Annotated in this window: 17 protein-coding genes; 5 read left to right on the top strand and 12 right to left on the bottom strand. The window is 71.3% G+C overall.

The features are described from left to right. Positions 1-7: 7 nt before the first annotated feature. The 7 genes from ELX43_RS15285 to ELX43_RS15255 form a co-directional block, all read right to left on the bottom strand. Positions 8-1,726, bottom strand: a complete 1,719-nt coding sequence (locus ELX43_RS15285; RefSeq protein WP_127784160.1) for an urease subunit alpha — start codon at positions 1,724-1,726, stop codon at positions 8-10. Between the two features lie 44 nt (positions 1,727-1,770). After that, positions 1,771-2,196, bottom strand: coding sequence for an urease subunit beta (locus tag ELX43_RS15280; protein WP_127784159.1), 426 nt, complete (start codon positions 2,194-2,196; stop codon positions 1,771-1,773). 44 nt (positions 2,197-2,240) lie between these two features. After that, a complete protein-coding gene (locus ELX43_RS15275; RefSeq protein WP_127784158.1) occupies positions 2,241-2,543 on the bottom strand; it encodes an urease subunit gamma in 303 nt (100 codons plus the stop codon). Positions 2,544-2,915: 372 nt separating this feature from the next. Then, positions 2,916-3,395, bottom strand: coding sequence for a PLDc N-terminal domain-containing protein (locus tag ELX43_RS15270; protein WP_127784157.1), 480 nt, complete (start codon positions 3,393-3,395; stop codon positions 2,916-2,918). Between the two features lie 283 nt (positions 3,396-3,678). Beyond that, entirely contained in the window at positions 3,679-4,950 is a 1,272-nt protein-coding gene (locus ELX43_RS15265; protein ID WP_127784156.1) for a competence/damage-inducible protein A, read from the bottom strand. An 89-nt stretch (positions 4,951-5,039) separates the two neighbouring features. Then, complete coding sequence (locus ELX43_RS15260) at positions 5,040-6,176, bottom strand: 12-oxophytodienoate reductase (protein ID WP_127784155.1); 1,137 nt, start codon at positions 6,174-6,176, stop codon at positions 5,040-5,042. Then, positions 6,173-6,655, bottom strand: a complete 483-nt coding sequence (locus ELX43_RS15255; protein ID WP_127784154.1) for a nuclear transport factor 2 family protein — start codon at positions 6,653-6,655, stop codon at positions 6,173-6,175. The genes ELX43_RS15260 and ELX43_RS15255 overlap by 4 nt, the downstream gene beginning before the upstream one ends. An 80-nt stretch (positions 6,656-6,735) precedes the next feature. Here ELX43_RS15255 and ELX43_RS15250 point away from each other — a divergent pair, with 80 nt between their 5' ends. Beyond that, positions 6,736-7,758 carry a magnesium transporter CorA family protein gene (locus ELX43_RS15250; RefSeq protein WP_241249142.1) on the top strand — a complete coding sequence of 341 codons (1,023 nt, stop codon included), beginning with the start codon at positions 6,736-6,738 and terminating at the stop codon, positions 7,756-7,758. On the opposite strand, the gene ELX43_RS15245 is transcribed toward ELX43_RS15250, so the two are convergent. Both ELX43_RS15245 and ELX43_RS15240 read right to left on the bottom strand, forming a co-directional pair. Next, the gene (locus ELX43_RS15245) at positions 7,755-10,394 is read right to left on the bottom strand and encodes an amino acid adenylation domain-containing protein (RefSeq protein ID WP_164860673.1); all 2,640 of its coding nucleotides are present in this window, start codon (positions 10,392-10,394) and stop codon (positions 7,755-7,757) included. The genes ELX43_RS15250 and ELX43_RS15245 overlap by 4 nt on opposite strands. Positions 10,395-10,466: 72 nt before the next feature. After that, positions 10,467-11,261 (bottom strand): M23 family metallopeptidase, encoded by a 795-nt coding sequence (locus tag ELX43_RS15240; protein ID WP_241249139.1) that lies wholly within the window; start codon positions 11,259-11,261, stop codon positions 10,467-10,469. A gap of 258 nt (positions 11,262-11,519) precedes the next feature. Here ELX43_RS15240 and ELX43_RS15235 point away from each other — a divergent pair, with 258 nt between their 5' ends. Then, on the top strand, positions 11,520-11,870 hold the full coding sequence (locus ELX43_RS15235) for a UBP-type zinc finger domain-containing protein (protein WP_127784152.1): 351 nt from the start codon (positions 11,520-11,522) through the stop codon (positions 11,868-11,870). 36 nt (positions 11,871-11,906) lie between these two features. Here the strand turns inward: ELX43_RS15235 and ELX43_RS15230 are convergent, their stop codons facing one another. The 3 genes from ELX43_RS15230 to ELX43_RS15220 form a co-directional block, all read right to left on the bottom strand. Then, a complete protein-coding gene (locus ELX43_RS15230) occupies positions 11,907-12,494 on the bottom strand; it encodes an HhH-GPD-type base excision DNA repair protein (protein WP_127784151.1) in 588 nt (195 codons plus the stop codon). Continuing rightward, entirely contained in the window at positions 12,494-14,206 is a 1,713-nt protein-coding gene (pgi, locus tag ELX43_RS15225) for a glucose-6-phosphate isomerase (protein ID WP_127784150.1), read from the bottom strand. The genes ELX43_RS15230 and pgi overlap by 1 nt, the downstream gene beginning before the upstream one ends. Positions 14,207-14,282: 76 nt before the next feature. Continuing rightward, entirely contained in the window at positions 14,283-14,714 is a 432-nt protein-coding gene (locus ELX43_RS15220) for a nuclear transport factor 2 family protein (protein WP_127784954.1), read from the bottom strand. A gap of 123 nt (positions 14,715-14,837) precedes the next feature. On the opposite strand from ELX43_RS15220, the gene ilvD reads away from it, so the two are divergent. The 3 genes from ilvD (at position 14,838) to ELX43_RS15205 (ending at position 19,067) form a co-directional block, all read left to right on the top strand. Next, a complete protein-coding gene (ilvD, locus tag ELX43_RS15215) occupies positions 14,838-16,544 on the top strand; it encodes a dihydroxy-acid dehydratase (RefSeq protein ID WP_127784149.1) in 1,707 nt (568 codons plus the stop codon). Between the two features lie 335 nt (positions 16,545-16,879). Then, positions 16,880-18,235, top strand: coding sequence for an HNH endonuclease signature motif containing protein (locus ELX43_RS15210; protein ID WP_164860672.1), 1,356 nt, complete (start codon positions 16,880-16,882; stop codon positions 18,233-18,235). Positions 18,236-18,536: 301 nt separating this feature from the next. Further along, positions 18,537-19,067, top strand: coding sequence for a hypothetical protein (locus ELX43_RS15205; protein WP_127784953.1), 531 nt, complete (start codon positions 18,537-18,539; stop codon positions 19,065-19,067). The last annotated feature ends 9 nt before the right edge of the window (positions 19,068-19,076 follow it).

Raw genomic sequence — 19,076 nt, 5'->3', positions numbered from 1 at the left:
GTCCTCCTCAGCTGAAGAAGTGCAGCTGGTTGAGTGCCAGCGACTGTGCCGGCTCGGCGTAGACGTGCTCGCCGTCGGCCTTCACCGCGAAGGTCTCCGGATCGACCTCGATGTCAGGCAAGGCGGTGTTGCGGACCATGTCCTGCTTGGTCAGCTCCCGGCAGTGCCGCACCGGCAGGACGATGCGGTCCAGCTCGAGGCGCTCCTTGATGTCGTTGTCCATCGCGGCCTGGGAGACGAAGGAGATGGTGGTCGCGCCCAGCGCCTTGCCCATCGCTCCGTACATCGGCCGGTAGATGACCGGTTCCGGGGTGGGCAGCGAGGCGTTCGGGTCGCCCATGGCGTACCAGCTCGGTACCCCGGCCTTGATCACCATCTTGGGCTTGGCCCCGAAGAAGGCCGGCTCCCACAGCACCAGGTCGGCCATCTTGCCCGTCTCGATGGACCCGAGGACGTGCGCGGTGCCCCACGCCAGCGCCGGGTTGATCGTCACCTTGGCCAGGTAGCGCAGCACGCGGAAGTTGTCGTTGCCGGCCGCGTCCTCGGGGAGCTTGCCCCTGGCCTTCTTCATGGCGTCGGCCAGCTGGATGGCGCGCAGGAACGACTCCCCGACGCGTCCCATGGCCTGGGAGTCGCTGCTGATGATGGAGATGGCGCCCATGTCGTGCAGCACGTTCTCCGCCCCGATGGTCTCCGGCCGCACCCGGCTCTCGGCGAAGGCGACGTCCGAGGGGACCTTGGGGTTGAGGTTGTGGCAGACCATGATCATGTCGAAGAGCTCGGCCTGGGAGTTGATGCCGTAGGGGATGGTCGGGTTGGTCGAGCTGGGCAGCACGTTGTTGTAGCTGGCCACGCGCAGCAGGTCGGGCGCGTGCCCGCCGCCGGCTCCCTCGGTGTGGTACGTGTGGATCGTCCGGCCCTCGAAGGCGGCGATGGTGTCCTCCACGTAGCCGGACTCGTTGAGGGTGTCGGTGTGGATGGCTACGCCGACGTCCTGCTCGTCGGCCACCGCCAGGCAGGCTCGGACGGCGGACGGCGTGGACCCCCAGTCCTCGTGGATCTTGAACCCGGCGGCGCCATTGATGATCTGCTCGGCCAGCGAGCGCGGGTTGGAGCTGTTGCCCTTGCCGCACAGCCCGATGTTGATCGGGATCCCCTCGTAGGCGCGCAGCATCTGCGCCAGGTTGTAGGTGCCTGCGGTGATGGTGGTGCCGTTGGTGCCGTCGGTGGGACCCATGCCGCCGCCGAAGAGGGTGGTGATGCCGTTGCTCAGTGCGGCCTCGGCCTGCTGCGGCGCGATCATGTGCACGTGGGCGTCGGTGGCGGCGGCCGTGAGGATCATCTTCTCGCCGGAGATGGAGTCGGTGCCGGTCCCGGTGGTCATCCCCACGGTGACGCCGGCCATGGTGGAGGAGTTGCCCGCCTTGCCCACGCCGGCGATGCGGCCGTTCTTGATGCCGACGTCGGCCTTCACCACGCCGATGGTCGGGTCGACCACCACCACGTTGGTGATCACCAGGTCGAGGGCGTCGTTCTCGCTGGTCGCCGAGGCGTCCGAGCCCATGCCGTCGCGAAAGGTCTTGCCGCCGCCGTAGATGATCTCGTCGCCGATCACCCGCAGGTCCTGCTCCACCTCCACGTACAGGTCGGTGTCGCCCAGACGGATCTTGTCCCCGGTGGTGGCGCCGAACAGCCCGGAGTACTCGAGCCTCGAAATCTCAGCCATGTGGTCTGTCCTTTCAACGATCAGGGGTCTGAGCAGGGTCGAGGTCAGCTGCCGGAGAAGCCGAGCTCCTTGGCGCGCTGGGCGGCCTCGGCGGCGCGCGGCCGGTAGCCGGCCTCGACCGGGGCCCAGCCGTTGACCAGGTCGTTGAAGCCGTGCACCCGCTGCTTGCCGGCGAACGGGACCAGGGGGACGTCCTTCTGGTCACCCGGCTCGAAGCGGATGGCCGTTCCGGCAGGAATGTCCAGGCGCCACCCGAAGGTCTCGGCGCGGGGGAAGGACAGGGCGCGGTTGACCTCCATGAAGTGGAAGTGCGAGCCGACCTGGACGGGCCGGTCGCCGGTGTTCTTGACCGTGACGGTCTTGCGCTCGCGGCCTGCGTTCAGCTCGACCGGCTCCTCGCGCAGGACGTAGCCCCCGACGGGGGCCTGGTTTCCCTCGGTGGTGGCTCCGGACTTCTGGGGGTTGGACATGCGTGCTCCTCGAGTGGGACGACCTCAGGTGGGTGGGCGGGCAGTCACTGGATGGGGTTGTGCACGGTGACGAGCCGGCTGCCGTCCACGAACACGGCCTCGACCTGGATCTGCTCGATCATGTCGCTGACGCCGGGCATCACGTCGTCGGCGGTGAGCACGTGGGCGGCGCTGTGCATGACGTCTTCCACGGTCTTGCCCTCACGAGCACCGTCCAGCGCGGCGGCCGTGATGATCGCCACCGACTCGGGATGGTTCAGCTTGAGGCCCTTGTCCTTCCGGCGCTGCGCCACCTCGGCGACCATGTAGATCGTCAGCTTGTCCATCTCTCGCGGGGTCAGATGCATCGCTCTCTCCTGCCGGTAGGGACTGGGCCCGGGTGGACGGCTGAGCCACCGGGTGCGCACAGGGGGCGGGCACGGCACGTGGTGCTGGAGCCCCGGCGGGACAGCAGGGTCGTGCTGCTGTTCAAGATTGGCTTCACCGCTAAGCGAGAAGAATGCGTCAACCTGGCCAAGAATGGCCGGAAAGGATGACGGGACGCGAATGTCCTGCAATTATCATTTCTGTCCAGAACGGACAACTATCGTACAAATCGCCTGGTCAACGCCCTAATGGCCGTTGCCGAGAGCATCTTCTCCGACCTGATCGACGGTACGCGCGGTGCGCTCGGGCGGTCAACGTGAGAGCAATTCTCGCGAGCCCAGCCGCCCGGGGTGTCAGCGCGCCGAGACGGTCGGTCCGGCCGCGGTGTCGGTGGTCGCCCCCGCCCCGTCCGTCGCTGGTGCCTGGGGGGCGTCGGAGCTACCGGCACCAGTCCGTACGCCGGCCAGTGCGTGCGCCTTGAGCGAGTCGAACTCCTCCCGGCTGATGACGTCCGCGTCGAGCAACCGGCGCGCGGTCTCGATCTGCTCTGCCGGCGAGGTGCCGGCGACCTGCCTGATGTAGGCCGCCTCGCGCTGCTGCTCGGCCTGCATCGACCGGCGGGAGCGCTGGGCCATCCCGTCCCCCCGGACGACCAGGTACACCAGGGAGGTGAGGACGGGGAAGAGCAGCAGGAAGACCACCCAGGCCGCCTTCGCCCCGCCACTGGTCTCGTGGTCGGAGAAGAGGTCCGCGAAGATGGAGAACAGGATCACCAGGTAGGCGATGAACCCGAAGACGATGACGATGTACCAGAAGACTTCCCAGAACGACATGGCGTGGTCCTTGTCTCGCGCGGCCCTGGAGGGGCCGGTCGAGGAACCGGGTCGTGCTCGCGGTGCGCCGCCGTTGGCGGAGCCGATCCCTCGCGGGAGGAGCAGCTGGTTGGCCGTCCTCCGGGCCGCGCCAGAGGAGCTGCTCACCGGTGGAACAGCCGGCACGCGCACGCGCCGGCTTCCTCACTGTACTGCGCAAAACCGCTGGTAGGAGCGCCGCAGTGGTGCGCGCGGTCGTCGAGGTTCGGTGGTCGTTCGCTGCGGTTCGCGCTGGGACTGGCGCTCAGCTGAGCAGCTCGCGGAGCAGGTGCATGGCCACGGTGACCGAGCGCTCCCGCACGTCGGCCCGCGAGCCCGGCACCCGGATCTCGCGGCTCAGCGTGCGCTCCGGGCTGCTGGCGCACAGGTGCACCAGGCCCACCGGCTTCTCCGGCGTGCCGCCGCCGGGCCCGGCCACCCCGGTGATGCCCACCCCGACGTCGGCCCCCAGCCGCTCGCGCACGCCGGTGGCCAGCGCCTCGCCGACCTCCTTGCTCACCGCGCCGACCGCCTCGACCAGCTCGGCCGGCACCCCCACCACGCCGCTCTTCACCGTGTTGGCGTACGCCGCGACCCCGCCCAGCACGCGCACCGAGGAACCGGGCGGGTTGGTCAGCCGGGCCACCAGCAGGCCCGCGGTGCAGCTCTCGGCGGTGGCGATGGTCCAGCCCCGCCCGTCCAGCAGGTCGGCCACCTGGTCGTCCACGGTGGACCCGTCGGTGGAGTACACCGCGTGGGGGTAGGTGTCGGCCATGGTGCGGGCCAGCCGCTGGTAGGCCTCCTCGGCGTCCGGCTCGTAGCGGGTGACCACCTCCAGCTCGCCGCCCCGCAGGCAGGTCGTCACCTCGAGGTCGCCCAGCACGTCGTCCAGGCCACGCAGGGTGGCGGCCAGCTCGGGCTCCTGCACGCCCCACAGGCGCAGCGTCTGCTGGCGCAGCTCGGCCCGCTCGGCGAGCGCGGTGCGCACCAGCGGCGAGGCCACCGCGGCCGGCCACATCCCCTGCAGCTCACGCGGCGGGCCCGGCAGCACCAGCACGGGCGGGCCGCTGCGGCCCTCGGCCACCGGGACCACCAGCCCGGGGGCGGTGCCCACCGGCTCGAGCACCTCGGCGCCCTCGGGGACCATCGCCTGCTTGCGGATCCCGGCGGCGGCGGCCTCGGCGTCGATGTTCCAGCGCAGTCGGGCGGAGAGTCGCTCGATGATCGCGGCCACCCGCTGCTGCAGCTGGGGGTCCAGCCGCGACTGCCGGCCCTGGAACTCGCCGACCACGGCGGCGGTGAGGTCGTCGGCGGTGGGCCCCAGGCCGCCACTGGTGATCACCAGGTCGACGCCGGTGCTCACCGCGAAGGACAGCGCGGCGGTCAGCTCGCCGGGGCGGTCGCCGACCACCACGGTGTGGCTGATGTCCACCCCGAGCAGGCGGAGCTGCTCGGCCAGCCACGGGCCGTTGCGGTCGGCCACCCGACCGGTGAGAACCTCGGTGCCGGTGACGACGACGGCTGCGCGTGCGCTCATCGGCTCAGCCTAAGGGGCGCAGGTGGCGTCGCCCGGCGGACGCCGGCGGCACGGCCCAGCAGAGCGAGTGCCCCAGCACAGCGAGTGGGTCAGTACAGCCGGCGCAGGTGCTCGCGGGGGTTGAACAGCGGCAGGTCGGCGCCGGAGACCAGCGTGCCGGCCACGGCCGGGTCGGCCAGGTGCAGCCGGCCCACGGCGACCAGGTCGAACTCGTCGGCGCCCAGGCGCTCCAGCAGCCCGTCCAGGCTGGCCGGCAGCGCGGGCGCGGCGTCGCGCAGCGAGGCGGTCAGCCCCACGCTGCCCACCGCCATGCTCAGCGCGCCGGTGAGCTTCTTGGCCCACCCCGCCAGGGTGAGGTCGCTGCCGTCGAACGCGGGCGCGTCGAAGTAGCGGGCGCTGGCGTCGAGGACGTCCGCCCCCGCCTCGACCAGTGCGCCGAGCACCACGCCGAGCTCCTCGGGGGTCTGGGCGGTGCGAGCGGTGTAGTCCTGCTGCTTGTGCTGGGAGAAGCGGAAGAACAGGGCAGCGTCGGTGCCGATGGCGGCGCGGATGGCGCGCACCACCTCCGCCGGGAAGCGGGTGCGGGACACCAGGTCACCACCCCAGTGGTCGGTGCGGGTGTTGGTGGAGTCCCACAGGAAGGCGTCCAGCAGGTAGCCGTGGCCGCCGTGCACGGCGACGCCGTCGAAGCCCACGTCCATGGCGTTGCGGGCGGAGCGGGCGAAGGCATCGATCACCGCGGTGATGTCGTCGTCGGTCATCGCCGAGGTGGGCACCGAGGCAGCCTCGATGTAGGCCTCGGGGTAGACGGTGCGCCCGACCTTGCCCCAGGTGCCGGAGGGACGCATGGACACCGCGTGGGAGTCCACCGCGTTCATCGCGCCCCACAACGGACCCACGTGCCACAGCTGCGGGATGATCCGGCCGCCCTCGGCGTGCACCGCCTCCACCACGTGCCGCCACCCCTCGAGGGCGGCCGGGTCGTGCAGGTTGGGCACGTTGTCGCTGTCCACCGCGCTGTGGTGGTCGACGGCCACACCCTCGGTGACCACCAGGCCCGTGCCGCCCGCGGCCCGGCGACGGTAGTAGTCGAGCACGTCCGGCCCGGGCACCCCGCCGGGGGAGTGCTGCCGGGTCATCGGCGACATCACCACCCGGTTGGGCAGCTGCAGCGACCGCACCGAGAGCGGGCGGGCGAGGGGGGAGGTGGCCAGGCTGGAAGTCACGTCGATGCGCTCCGGTAGTCGTAGAAGCCGGGGGTGGTGTCCACCCGCAGCCGGGTGAGCCTGCGGTGGCTGATCAGCCACGCGCCGTCCACCTTGCGGTACTGCTCGTGGTAATGGCCGAAGCCGTGCAGCAGCTCGTCCTGGTCCCCGTTGCGCCACCAGAGCTTGTCCTCCATCGCCCAGGTGCCGTGGGCGGTGGTGTCGGAGTCCAGCACGATCTCGGGGGTGTGCCCGTGGTGCACGCTGGTGACGGTGGTGGGGCCGTCCAGGGTGGTGCGGATGGCCCGGGTGAGGGCCTCGCGACCGATCACCTGCCGGCCCACGTAGGCCTCGCTGACCACGTCCGCGGTGTGCAGCTCGCCGTAGTGGTCCCACTGCTTGGTGTCCATCACCCGCAGGCGCTGGGCGAAGAGCCGCTTGATCTCCTCGATGGCGAGCAGCTGCTCGACCAAGCTCGTCGTCAGCGCTGGCGGGGTCACGCCTGGGACCGTCGCACCACGATCACCGACGGTCAACGTCCGGACCTGCTCAGTGGGACCGCGGCTGGCACACTGGCGCAGTGATCGACATCGAGCCAGGCCGCGCGTGCGCGCAGACCCCCACCCGCTGCGACGCCCGCACCCGGCTGTACCGCGACGGGGTGCTGGAGTCCGAGGGCTTCCCGGTGGAGCAGATCAGCGACCACCTGGGCGACGACCGGGTGGTGGTGTGGCTGGACCTGCTCGACCCCGAGCTGGACGACCTGGTGGTGCTCTCCGAGGAGTTCGGGCTGCACCCGCTGGCGCTGGAGGACGCGGTGCACGACCACCAGCGGCCGAAGGTGGACCGCTACGGCACGCACCTGTTCCTCACCTCCTACGGCGCGTGGCTGGACACCGACAGCGCCGAGCTGCAGACCACCGAGGTGGCCGCCTTCGTGCTTCCGCAGGCGCTGATCACCGTGCGCAAGGACGACCGGCTGCGCATCGAGAAAGTCATGCAGCGCTGGGACGACAACAGCGACCTGGCCAAGCACGGGGTGGCGTTCCTGCTGCACGGGCTGCTGGACTTCATCGTGGACGGCCACTTCGAGACGGTGCAGCTGCTCGACGACGCGATCGAGGACCTCGAGGACCAGCTGTTCTCCGACGAGCCGCAGGGCAAGGAGGTGCAGCGTCGCAGCTACGAGCTGCGCAAGTCGCTGGTGCTCACCCGGCGGGTGGTGATGCCCATGCGCGAGGTGCTCAACACGGTGATGCGTCGCGACCTGCACGTGCTCGACGAGGAGATGCTGCACTACTTCCACGACGTCTACGACCACGTCCTGCGCGCCACGGAGTGGACCGAGAGCCTGCGCGACCTGGTGACCACCGTGCTGGACACGCACCTGACCATGCAGGGCAACCGGCTGAACGAGATCATGCGCCGGCTCACGGCGTGGGCGGCGATCATCGCCATCCCCACCGCCATCACCGGCTTCTACGGGCAGAACGTGCCCTACCCCGGCTTCGAGCAGTGGTGGGGCTTCCTCTGCAGCCTGGCGCTGATGGTGGGTGTCGCGGGCGGTCTGTTCCTGGGCTTCCGCCGCAAGGGCTGGCTCTAGCTCTCCACCGGCGCGGGCTCGGCCTGGGCCGTTGCGGCGCCCTTGTCTGCCTCGGTGCGGATGCCGGTCAGGATGGCGGTGGCCATGTCCTCCACGTGCGGAACCTGCAGCAGCGAGGCGTGGTCGCCGACGAAGGTGTGCACCCGCAGCGGCCCCCGGTGCAGCTCGCGCCAGCCGAAGCTGGAGTCTCCGCTCTCCGCAACGGACTCGGTGGTCACGAACAGCTCCGCGGGCAGGTCCAGTCCAGGCCGGTCGTAGCGGGCGCCGACGACGTTGGCGGCCCGGATGTCGAACACCTCGTCCGGGGCCGCGGCGTGCACCCCCTGGCGCAACGCCCGCAGCGGCACCTCGCGCAGCTTCTGCAGCCGGTGGCGCCAGCCGTGCTCACGCAGGCGCTGCAGGCGGGCCCACAGCGACAGCGCCGGCAAGGCGGTTCGGCAGGCCGTCGGCGCGGGCGCGTCCAGCAGCCCCACCCACTGCACCTGCTCGCCGGCCTCGCTGAGCCGCCGCGCCAGCTCGTAGGCGACGAGCCCACCCACGGAGAACCCCGCCAGCAGGTACGGGCCGTGTGGCTGGACGTCGCGGATGGTGGCCAGCATGGGCTCCGCCAGGTGCTCCACCGTCTCGTCCTTGGCGAAGCGCCCGTTCGGGTCGGCCGGGGTGAGGGCGTGCACCGGGAGCTGCGCGCCCCAGGTGCGGGTGAGGTGCCGACGGCTCATCGCCGAGGGCAGGTCGGGGTAGACGCAGAACAGCGGCGCCAGTGCCTCCCCGGGCTCCGGTACCGGGCCGCCGTCGAGCAAGGCCGCCAGCCCGGCCACGGTGGTGCCGCGGTCGAGGAAGTCGCGCACGGTCAGGGTGGGCCCGGGCTGCTCGTTGAGCCCGGCCACCAGGCGGGCGGCGAGCAGGGAGTCGCCCCCCAGCACGAAGAAGTCGGCGTGCACGTCGGTGACCGGCGCGGGCAGCACCGAGGTCCACAGCGCCGCCACCCGCTGCTCGGTGGCGGTGTGCGGCGCGGTGGCGTCCTGGGTGGCGTGCTCCACGCCGGGCGCGGGCAGGGCCCGGCGGTCGAGCTTGCCGCTGCTGGTGCGGGGCAGCGCGTCCAGGTGCACCACGGCGCTGGGCACCATGTAGTCGGGCAGGCGCTCGCGCACCCAGCTGCGCAGCTCCACCGCGGTGGGCTGGGGCTCGGTGGTCTCGGCCTGCCGGGCGCGGGCCTCGGGCGTGCCGATGACGTAGGCGACCAGCTGCAGCTCGCCGTCGGTGTTCTCCCGGGCGATGACGCTGCAGCTGCGCACCTCCGGGTGCCCGGCCAGCACGGCCTCCACCTCACCCGGCTCCAGCCGGTAGCCGCGGATCTTCACCTGGTCGTCGCCGCGGCCGAGGTGCTGCAGACGACCGTCGGCCAGCACCCGGCCCAGGTCGCCGGTGCGGTAGAACTGATCGCCGGCGGCGTCGGTGCCAAAGCGCGCGCTGTGCTCCTCCGGGCGGTTGAGGTAGCCGCGGGTGACGCCGGCCCCGCTGATCACGATCTCGCCGGTCTCGCCGTCGGGCACCGGCTCGCCGTGGGCGTCGCACACCTGCACCTGGGTGCCGGGCAGTGCGCGGCCGACGGTCACCGTGTCGCCGGCCGTGACCGGGCCGACGGTGGACCAGACGGTGGTCTCGGTGGGGCCGTAGACGTTCCACACCGCGGCGCACGCCTCGAGCAGCCGGCGGGCCAGGCGGTCGGTGAGCGGCTCCCCGCCGGCGACCGCCACCAGCCGGCGGTCGCCCCGCCAGCCCCCGTCCAGCATGGCCGTCCAGGTGGTGGGGGTGGCGTTCATGACGGTGGCGCCGGAACGCTGCACCAGCGCACCGAGCGAGTAGGGGTCGGCGGCCTCGTCCTCGGTGGGCAGGATCAGCCGCGCGCCGGTGGCGAGGGTGCTGAAGATGTCGCCGACAGAGACGTCGAAGGTGTACGCGGCCAGGGACAGCACGGAGTCCGTGGGGCCGATGCTGAGAGCGGGGAAGAGCTCGCGCACCAGGCGAGCGATGTTGTGCTGCTCCACGAGCACGCCCTTGGGCAGGCCGGTGGAGCCGGAGGTGTAGAGGATGTAGGCGACGTCGTCGCGGGCCGGGTCGGTCCGGCCTGCCGTGCCCGTGGGGTTCGGACCCGGGCGGTCGGCGTCGGGGCTCGCGTCCAGCAGCAGCACCGGCAGGTCGGCCGGGAGCTTGTCGGACACGGCGGGCAACAGGTCGGTGCGGGTGAGCACCAGCGAGGCGGCGGTGTCGCTGAGCATGAAGCGGCAGCGCTGGACGGGCTGGCGGGCGTCTATGGGCACGTAGGCGGCGCCGCTGAGCAGGATCCCGAGCAGGGCCTCGACGAGGCCGCACGAGCGGTCGAGCACCACCGCCACCACGGTTCCGGGCCCGGCACCGGCCGCGCGGAGGCGGTCGCGCACCTGCGTGGCGCCGGCGACGACCTCGGCGTACGTGCGCTGCTCGCGGCCCACCGTGAGGGCGGCTGCGGAGGGGGTGCGGGCAGCCTGGGCAAGCACGAGGTCACCGACGAGCGATCCGGGCTCAGTCGTCTCGGTGGCCGCCGACGCCAGGGCCGAAGCCCCGGCGTCAGCTCCGTCGTCTGCCGCTACCTGCACTGAGTCCCGCTTCCCCGCCATGGGCAAACCCTAATGCCCAGGTAAACGACTTACCAGGTTTCCCACCGTGTTTCAGATGCGCACGCCGCGCGCCCGCAGCCACTGTGCGGGGTCGACTCGGGTGCCGTTGGGCAGCCGGACCTCGAAGTGCAGGTGCGGGCCGGTGGAGTCGCCGCGGTTGCCGATGTAGGCGATGACGTCGTTGACCTTGACCACGTCACCGACCCGCACCTTGTTGCTGTCGTTGTGGCCGTAGGTGGTGATGGTGCCGTCGGTGTGCTGGATGCGGACCCACAGCCCGAAGCCGCTGGCCGGTCCGGCGCTGATCACCTTGCCGGCGTGGGCAGCGACGATCGGGGTGCCGATCTTGTTGGCGATGTCGATGCCGTAGTGCCAGCTGCCCCAGCGCTCACCGAAGCCGGAGGTGTAGGTGCCCTTGGCGGGCGCCACGTAGGCGGCGGTGGTCGGCTGGCCGGGGTTGTTCCCGCCCACGGTGCCGCCGGACCCGGGCACGTCAGCCTCGGGGTTGCCGGCGTCGGCGAAGGCCTCGAAGCAGGAGGTGAAGCCGTCGGCGGCGGTGAAGACGTCGAAGCGGCCACCGACGAGGTTCTCCACCTGCACGGTCACCTCGTTGAACAGGCAGAACACCAGGTCCAGGGTCGGGTCGGAAGCGGCGGTGGCCACCGCGCTGTTGATGGTCTGCAGCAGCTGGGCGCCCTGCTCCACCAGTGGGACCGGGGCGGGGGCGGGAGCCTGGGCGGACGCCATCGCGGGGGCCGCGGTGAGGGCGATGGTCGAGGCAGCCACGGCGAGCGCGCCACGGGCGATCCAGCGGCGCGGCCGCGTGGGGGTGGGGAGGAGGGACACAGAGAGCTCCTTGACTTGCCCCAGACGAAACGCGTGGCGATTCACCCCGGGCACGGCGGCGGGACGGTACCTCTGGTTGATCGGCACTTACGAGGCGTAGTCAAGCAAACACGCCGAGTTATTTCTCTTCTCCATCAGATTGATGCAGTAGAGCACTCGAGTCACATCTGCACCACCCGTGACCAGTGACGACGGCGGACCTGGTCCGCCGCGCGCTCGGCGGTTGTCACCTCGAGGGCTCCGGCGTTACATGGAGAGATGACCGAGCCCAGCGGTATCAACGTCTCCATCCCGCCCAGCGGCCCCGGCTGCGCGGAGTGCACGAAGACCGGCGGCTGGTGGTACCACCTGCGTCGCTGTGCCGAGTGCGGTCACGTCGGCTGCTGCGACGCCTCGCCGGGCCAGCACGCCAGCGCGCACTTCCGGTCGTCTGGCCACCCGCTCATCCGCAGCTACGAGCCGGGCGAGCACTGGTTCTACGACTTCCGTGACGGACAGCTCTACGAGGGGCCCGCGCTGGCGTCGCCGGAGACCCACCCCGCCGACCAGCCAGTGCCGGGCCCGGCCGGTCGGGTGCCGCTGGACTGGGAGTCCCAGCTGCACGTCTGAGACTGGCTAGCGCGGCATCTGCTAGCCCGCTGCCTGCTAGTCGGCTGCCTTCTTGGCCTTCGCGGCGGCCTTGGCGGCGCGCTTGAACTCCCGCACCTCGTGCAGCGACGTCCCGTCCACCACGTCGGCCACCGAGCGGCGCCCGTCGGGCTCGCCGTAGTCGCCGGCGGCCTCGCGCCAGCCCTGCGGCTGCACCCCGATCTGCTTGCCCAGCAGGGCCAGGAAGATCCGCGCCTTCTGGTCGCCGTACCCGGGCAGCGCCTTCAGCCGGCGCAGCACCTCGCGGCCGTCGGGGTCGCCGTCGGTCCAGATGCCCTCGGGGCGTCCGTCGTAGTGCTCCACCACGTACTGGCACATCGCCTGGATGCGCTTGGCCATGGAGCCGGGGAAGCGGTGCACCGCGGGCGGCTGCGCGCACAGGGCGGCGAACTCGTCCGGATCTGCAGTGGCGATGCGGGCCAGGTCGAACCCGCCCATGCGCTCGGCGATCTTCTGCGGGCCGCCGAAGGCTGACTCCATCGGCACCTGCTGGTCCAGCAGCATGCCGGTGAGCAGCGCGGCCGAGCTCTCCGCCAGCAGCTCGTCGGCCTCGGGGTCCTGGGCGAGGCAGAGCGTGCGGGCCATCAGACGGCCCGCCCGCGCTGGCGGCGGTAGTAGCGCACCAGGGCGTCGGTGGAGGAGTCGTCCTGGGCCGGGGGCGCGGCGTCGTCGGTGAGCACCGGCGTCAGCTGCTGGGCCTGGGTCTTGCCCAGCTCCACCCCCCACTGGTCGAAGCTGTCGACGCCCCAGATGACGCCCTCCACGAACGTGGCGTGCTCGTAGAGGGCGATCAGCTGACCCACCACCGACGGGGTGAGCAGCGGGGCCAGGATGGAGGTGGTGGGCCGGTTGCCGGGCATCACCTTGTGCGGCACCACGTCGGCCGGGGTGCCCTCCGCGGCGATCTCCGCTGCGGTCTTGCCGAAGGCGAGCACCTTGGTCTGCGCGAACAGGTTGGACATCAGCACGTCGTGCATGCTGCCGCTGCCGTCCATGGTGGCCAGGTCCTCCACCGGCTCGGCGAAGCCGATGAAGTCGGCGGGCACCAGCCGGGTGCCCTGGTGCAGCAGCTGGTAGAACGCGTGCTGGCCGTTGGTGCCGGGCTCGCCCCAGAAGATCTCTCCGGTGCTGGTGGTGACCGGGGTGCCGTCGGCGCGCACCGACTTGCCGTTGCTCTCCATGGTGAGCTGCTGCAGGTAGGCGGGGAAGCGGGCCAGGTCGTTGCTGTAGGGCAGCACCGCGCGGGTCTCGGCGCCGAAGAAGCTGGAGTACCAGACGCCGAGCAGCGCCATCAGCACCGGCGCGTTGCGCTCCAGGGGTGCGGTCTGGAAGTGCTCGTCCACGGCGCGGAAGCCGGCCAGCACCTGCCCGAAGGCCTCCTTGCCGATCGCGCACATCACCGACAGACCGATGGCGGAGTCCACGGAGTACCGGCCGCCCACCCAGTCCCAGAAGCCGAACATGTTGGCCGGGTCGATGCCGAAGTCGCGCACCTTCTCGGTGTTGGTGGACACCGCGACGAAGTGTCGGGCGACGGCGTCGGACTCCGGGGACTGCCCGGCCGCGGGCAGGCCCGCCAGCAGCCAGCGGCGGGCCGCGGTGGCGTTGGTCAGCGTCTCCAGGGTGGAGAAGGTCTTGGACGCCACCACGAAAAGCGTGCGGGCCGGGTCGAGGTCGGCGGTCTTGGCGATCAGGTCGGCGGGGTCCACGTTGGACACGAAGCGGCAGCTGATGCCGGCGTCGGCGTAGGCCCGCAGCGCCTGGTACATCATCACCGGGCCCAGGTCGGAGCCGCCGATGCCGATGTTCACCACCGTGGTGATGCGCTCGCCGGTCGCACCCAGCCACTCGCCGGAGCGCACCCGGTCGCTGAACTCGCCCATCCGCTCCAGCACCTCGTGCACGTCGGACACGATCTCCTGGCCGTCCACGCTGAGCTCGGCCTCCTTGGGCAGGCGCAGCGCAGGGTGCAGCACGGCACGGTCCTCGCTGGTGTTGATGTGCGCGCCGGAGAACATCAGGTCACGGCGGCGCTCCACCTCGGCGGCGCGGGCCAGGTCGAGCAGCAGGCGCAGCGTCTCGCGGGTGGCCCGGTGCTTGGAGTAGTCCAGGTACAGCTCGCCGGCGGTGACGGTGAGGTCGCGTCCGCGGTCGGGGTCGTCGGCGAAGATCTGCCGCAGGTGCAGCTCGGCCACCTCGCGGTGGTGCGCGGTGAGTGCCTGCCACTGCGGGGTGGCAGAGAGGTCGGACACGGAGATGTCGGACACTGCTCGGTCCGACGAGGTGGCGTCTGTCATGGCGTCTGCTCCCTTGCCGGCGTGGCCCGTCGCTCCTCATCCTCGCCTGTGGGCGGCAGCCGGCGCTACCGCGCGTTCAGGTTCCGAGGAGGGTGGGCAGGTAGCAGCGCTCCTCGTGGCGAGCCTGGATGCGCCACCCGGCGGGGGTCCGCACGAAGGCGTCGCGGTACCAGAGTCCACAGAGGAACACCTGGGTGGAGCCGTCGTCGGCCGTGCGCAGCATCGGGTTGTGGCAGATGGTCTTCCCCGTCGCGGTGTCGCCGTCCACCACCACCTTGCTGGTGGAGATCATGTGTTGGAAACCACTGAACAGCGGCATCACCTCAGCCAGGAACTTCTTGGTCTCGGCCACGGTGCCGCGGGTGCCACCCATCTCGGTGTAGTCGATGACGGCGTCGGTGGTGAAGACGTCGTCCAGGGCGTCCCAGCTGCGGGTGTCCACCGCGTGGCAGTAGTCCACCAGCAGGTCCTGGATCTCCAGGCGGTCGGAGATCTCGGTCAGGCTCAGGCTCACGGCTACTCCCTCGGGGCGGTGGAACGCGGTGGGACGCTTCCTCGCTGATCGTGCCACCGCTGGGCGGGCCGTAGTGGGCCGCTGCTGCACCGGTGGGCCAGGTCGTAGGCTGCGGGCATGGCTGCGAGCACCTCTTCTGACACCACCACCACTCCCGACATCAAGCCGCGGTCCCGCGACGTCACCGACGGCCTGGAGAGCACCGCCTCGCGCGGGATGCTCCGCGCCGTGGGCATGGGCGACGACGACTTCGCCAAGCCGCAGATCGGGGTGGGGTCGAGCTGGAACGAGATCACCCCCTGCAACCTCTCCCTGGACCGCCTGGCCAAGGCGGTCAAGGAGGGGGTGACCGCGGCCGGTGGCTTCCCGATGGAGTTCGGCACCATCTCCGTCTCCGACGGCATCTCCATGGGCCACGAGGGCATGCACTTCTCGCTGGTCTCCCGCGAGGTCATCGCCGACTCGGTGGAGACGGTGATGAGCGCCGAGCGGATGGACGGCTCCGTGCTGCTCGCCGGCTGCGACAAGTCCCTGCCGGGCATGCTGATGGCCGCCGCGCGCCTGGACCTGGCCAGCGTCTTCCTCTACGCCGGATCCACGCTGCCCGGCAAGGTCGGTGACCGAGAGGTCACCATCATCGACGCCTTCGAGGCGGTCGGAGCCTGCATGCGGGGCCTGATCACCCGCGAGGAGGTCACCGAGATCGAGCGCAACATCTGCCCGGGCGAGGGCGCCTGCGGCGGGATGTACACGGCCAACACCATGGCGTCGGTGGGCGAGGCGCTGGGCATGTCCCTGCCCGGCTCCGCGGCGCCGCCGGCGGTGGACCGTCGCCGGGACGGCTACGCCCGCCAGTCCGGCGAGGCCGTGGTGGAGATGCTGCGCAAGGGCATCACCGCCCGCCAGATCATGACCAAGCCGGCGTTCGAGAACGCCATCGCCGTGGTGATGGCGCTGGGCGGATCCACCAACGCGGTGCTGCACCTGCTGGCCATCGCCCGCGAGGCCGACGTCGACCTCACGCTGTCCGACTTCAACCGCATCGGCGACAAGGTCCCGCACCTGGGTGACCTCAAGCCCTTCGGCCGCTTCGTGATGAACGACGTGGACAAGGCCGGTGGCATTCCGGTGGTGATGCGGGCCCTGCTGGACGCCGGCCTGCTCAACGGTGACTGCCTCACCGTCACCGGCAAGACCATGGCGGAGAACCTGGCTGACATCGCGCCGCCGGACGTGGACGGCACGATCATCCGGGCCATGAGCAACCCCATCCACCCCACTGGTGGGCTGGCGATCCTGCACGGCTCGCTGGCGCCGGAGGGTGCCGTGGTCAAGAGCGCCGGCTTCGACACCGCGGTGTTCGAGGGCACGGCTCGGGTCTTCGACGGCGAGAAGGCCGCGATGGCGGCGCTGGAGGACGGCACCATCAGCGCCGGCGATGTGGTGGTCATCCGCTACGAGGGCCCCAAGGGCGGGCCCGGCATGCGGGAGATGCTGGCGATCACCGGCGCCATCAAGGGCGCGGGCCTGGGCAAGGACGTCCTGCTGCTCACCGATGGCCGCTTCTCTGGTGGCACCACCGGCCTGTGCGTGGGCCACGTGGCGCCGGAGGCGGTGGACGCCGGCCCGATCGCGTTCGTCCGCGACGGCGACCCCATCCGGCTGGACATGGACAAGCGCACCCTGGACGTGCTGGTGGACGAGGCCGAGCTGGAGTCGCGCAAGGAAGGCTGGGCGCCGCGCCAGCACGGCTACACCCGGGGCGTGCTCGCCAAGTACTCCAAGCTGGTCGGCTCGGCCGCCGACGGAGCCATCTGCGGGTAGTCGCTGCTGCTTGTCCGGAATGGGTCGTCCCCTGGTGGGGGCGGCCCGTTCTGCGCTCTGGGTGAGGGTGCTGGAGGGGCTGGCGCACCGGGCGGAAGGTGGTGTGGCAAGGCGCTCGTGCTGGTTACCGGGGCTGACCGCGTGGCGACGATCGCCGCTACGTCGGGATGCTCGCCTGGACTTCCACGTGGCGGGCACACCCGGGTTGGTGCCGGCGCCGGGGTGATGAGGCGCCGCTACGCCGCGGCTGTCTGGGCCATCCTGTGGGGCCTCCTAGCTCACTCCGGTGCTGGTCAGGGGCAGAAATTGTCGGGTCGGGGTCTTATGATTCGAACATGAGTTCGAGTGGTGCAGCGGTGGCAGTGGAGGACCTCCCCGATGAGGTCGCCTCCCTGCTGGCTGAGCACGCCTCAGTGGTGGCGCGGTTGCAGCAGGTGCCGCTGGCCGGTCTGTCCGATGCTGGGGTGTTGGCGGTGTGCCGTGAGGTGGAGCGGGTGCACCGGATGAAGCCCACCGTCGATCATCGGTTGATCGTGGAAATGGAGTGCCGTTCCTTGTCCACGGTGTTCCTGGCGCGGGGCACGGCTGGGTTGTTGTCGGAGCTGCTGCACCTGGACATCCAGGAGGCCCGTGCTCGGGTACGGGCAGCGGAACTTCGCGGCCCGCGCACGTCCTTCACTGGTGAGGATCTCGGTCCTCTGCAGCCCTCCGCAGCAGCAGCCGAGGCGGAAGGATCCCTCTCGCCGCGGCACGCCGACATTGTCGCCAAGACGATGCACGACCTACCCGCATCGCTGGACACCGAGACCGTGAGCTTGGCGGAGCAGACGCTGGCTGCGCAAGCCTGCGCACTGCGTCCGTCGGAGCTGGCCAAGGCCGCTGAGCGGCTGGTGGCCTACCTCGACCCCGACGGGCGGGAAACCTCCGAGGTGGATCGGGCGCGGAGGCGCGGGTTCAGCATCGGTCGGCAGCGCCCGGACGGGATGAGCCGCATCAGCGGTGAGCTCGACCCGATGACCCGCGCCCTGGTGGACGCTGCGTTCTCCGCCGCCGCCCGGCCGGCCACCGAGGACGGGCTGCCGGATCCGCGCAGTGCCGCCCAGCGCAACCACGACGCGCTGGCCACGCTGTGCCGCAACGCCCTCGCCTCCGGTGAGCTCCCAAACAACCGCGGGTTGCCGGCCACGGTGGTGGTGACCATGGGGCTGGCCGATCTGGAGCGCCGGGCGGGTACCGCGTCGACCGCTTCCGGCGGGACCGTGCCGGTGCGCGACGTGCTCCGCATGGCCGCGGACGCGAGGTGGCTGCCCTGCGTGCTCGACTCCGCCGGCCAGGTCCTGCACCTGGGCACCGGGCAACGCCTGGCCTCACCGGCGCAACGGTTGGCCCTGTACGCCCGAGACCGCGGCTGCACCCGACCCGGCTGCGAGATGCCCGCCCAGTGGACCCAGGTCCACCACCTGCACGAGTGGCAACACGGCGGACCCACAGACCTGCACAACTTGGCGCTCGTCTGCCCGTTCGACCACCGCCTCATCACCCACGAAGGCTTCACCGTCCGCATGGGCACCGGCGGCCGGGTGGAGTGGATCGCACCCCGGCACGTTGATCCACAACAACGACCACGCACCAACCCGATCCACCACCCACCCGACCTCAGCGACCCGGACCCGCCCGCGGCATGCGGGTAGCGCGGGCGGGCAGATCCGTGCACATCTCCACCTTCGTTGTTACGGTGTAATCATGTAACAACGACGAATGGAGAAGCTCATGCGCCACCACCAGCACAGGGTCAACCGGTCCGGCCTCGACGGGCCACGCCGCTTCCGGAAGGGGGAGCCGCCGGAGGAGCCCTTCGACACCGAGGGCGGTCCGGGCCCCGGGCGCCGTCGGGGTGGAGGCCCGCGGGGTGGTCACCGTGGTGGCCCCCACGGACGCCCCGGCGGAGGCGGACGGGGCTTCGGCCGGCGTGGCGGCTGGCAGCAGGCCGACCTGCCGGACGCCAGCGACGCCGGGGCCTGGCTCAACGGCAGGCTGCCCGCCGAGTGGTTCACCGGTGCCCCCACCGTCACGGTCGACCGCGAGGAGATCCTCGTGGTGGGCGAGCTCGACGCGCCCGACCTGGCCGAGCGCCAGGCAGCCGCTCCGGGCGCTGCCGACCCCAAGGCAGCTCAGGCCGCGGCCGAGGGACGGATGAGCCGCTTCCGGGAGGACACCCGGGGGGAGCGGATGGCGATCGCCGCGGAGGCGGAGGCACGCTACGGCCGCACGCTGTCCTGGGGCGTGCGCATCGGCGACGTCGAGCGACTGTTCACCCACCTCTCGGTGCCCGTGATGACTCGGCTGCGCCAGCCCGAGCGGCAGGTCCTGGACACCCTGGTCGACGCCGGCATCGCCCGGTCGCGCTCCGACGCCGTGGTCTGGGCGGTCCGGCTGGTCGCCGAGCACACCGACGACTGGCTCGAGCAGCTCCGCGAGGCCATGAGCACCGTGGACAAGCTTCGTGCCGAAGGTCCGCAGTAGGGCGGGGCG

Source organism: Rhodococcus sp. X156 (assembly GCF_004006015.1).
In the GTDB taxonomy this organism is placed as follows: Bacteria; Actinomycetota; Actinomycetes; order Mycobacteriales; family Mycobacteriaceae; genus X156.
The sequence above is the reverse complement of the archived record's forward strand: the minus strand, read 5'-3'. Positions and strand labels throughout refer to the sequence as shown.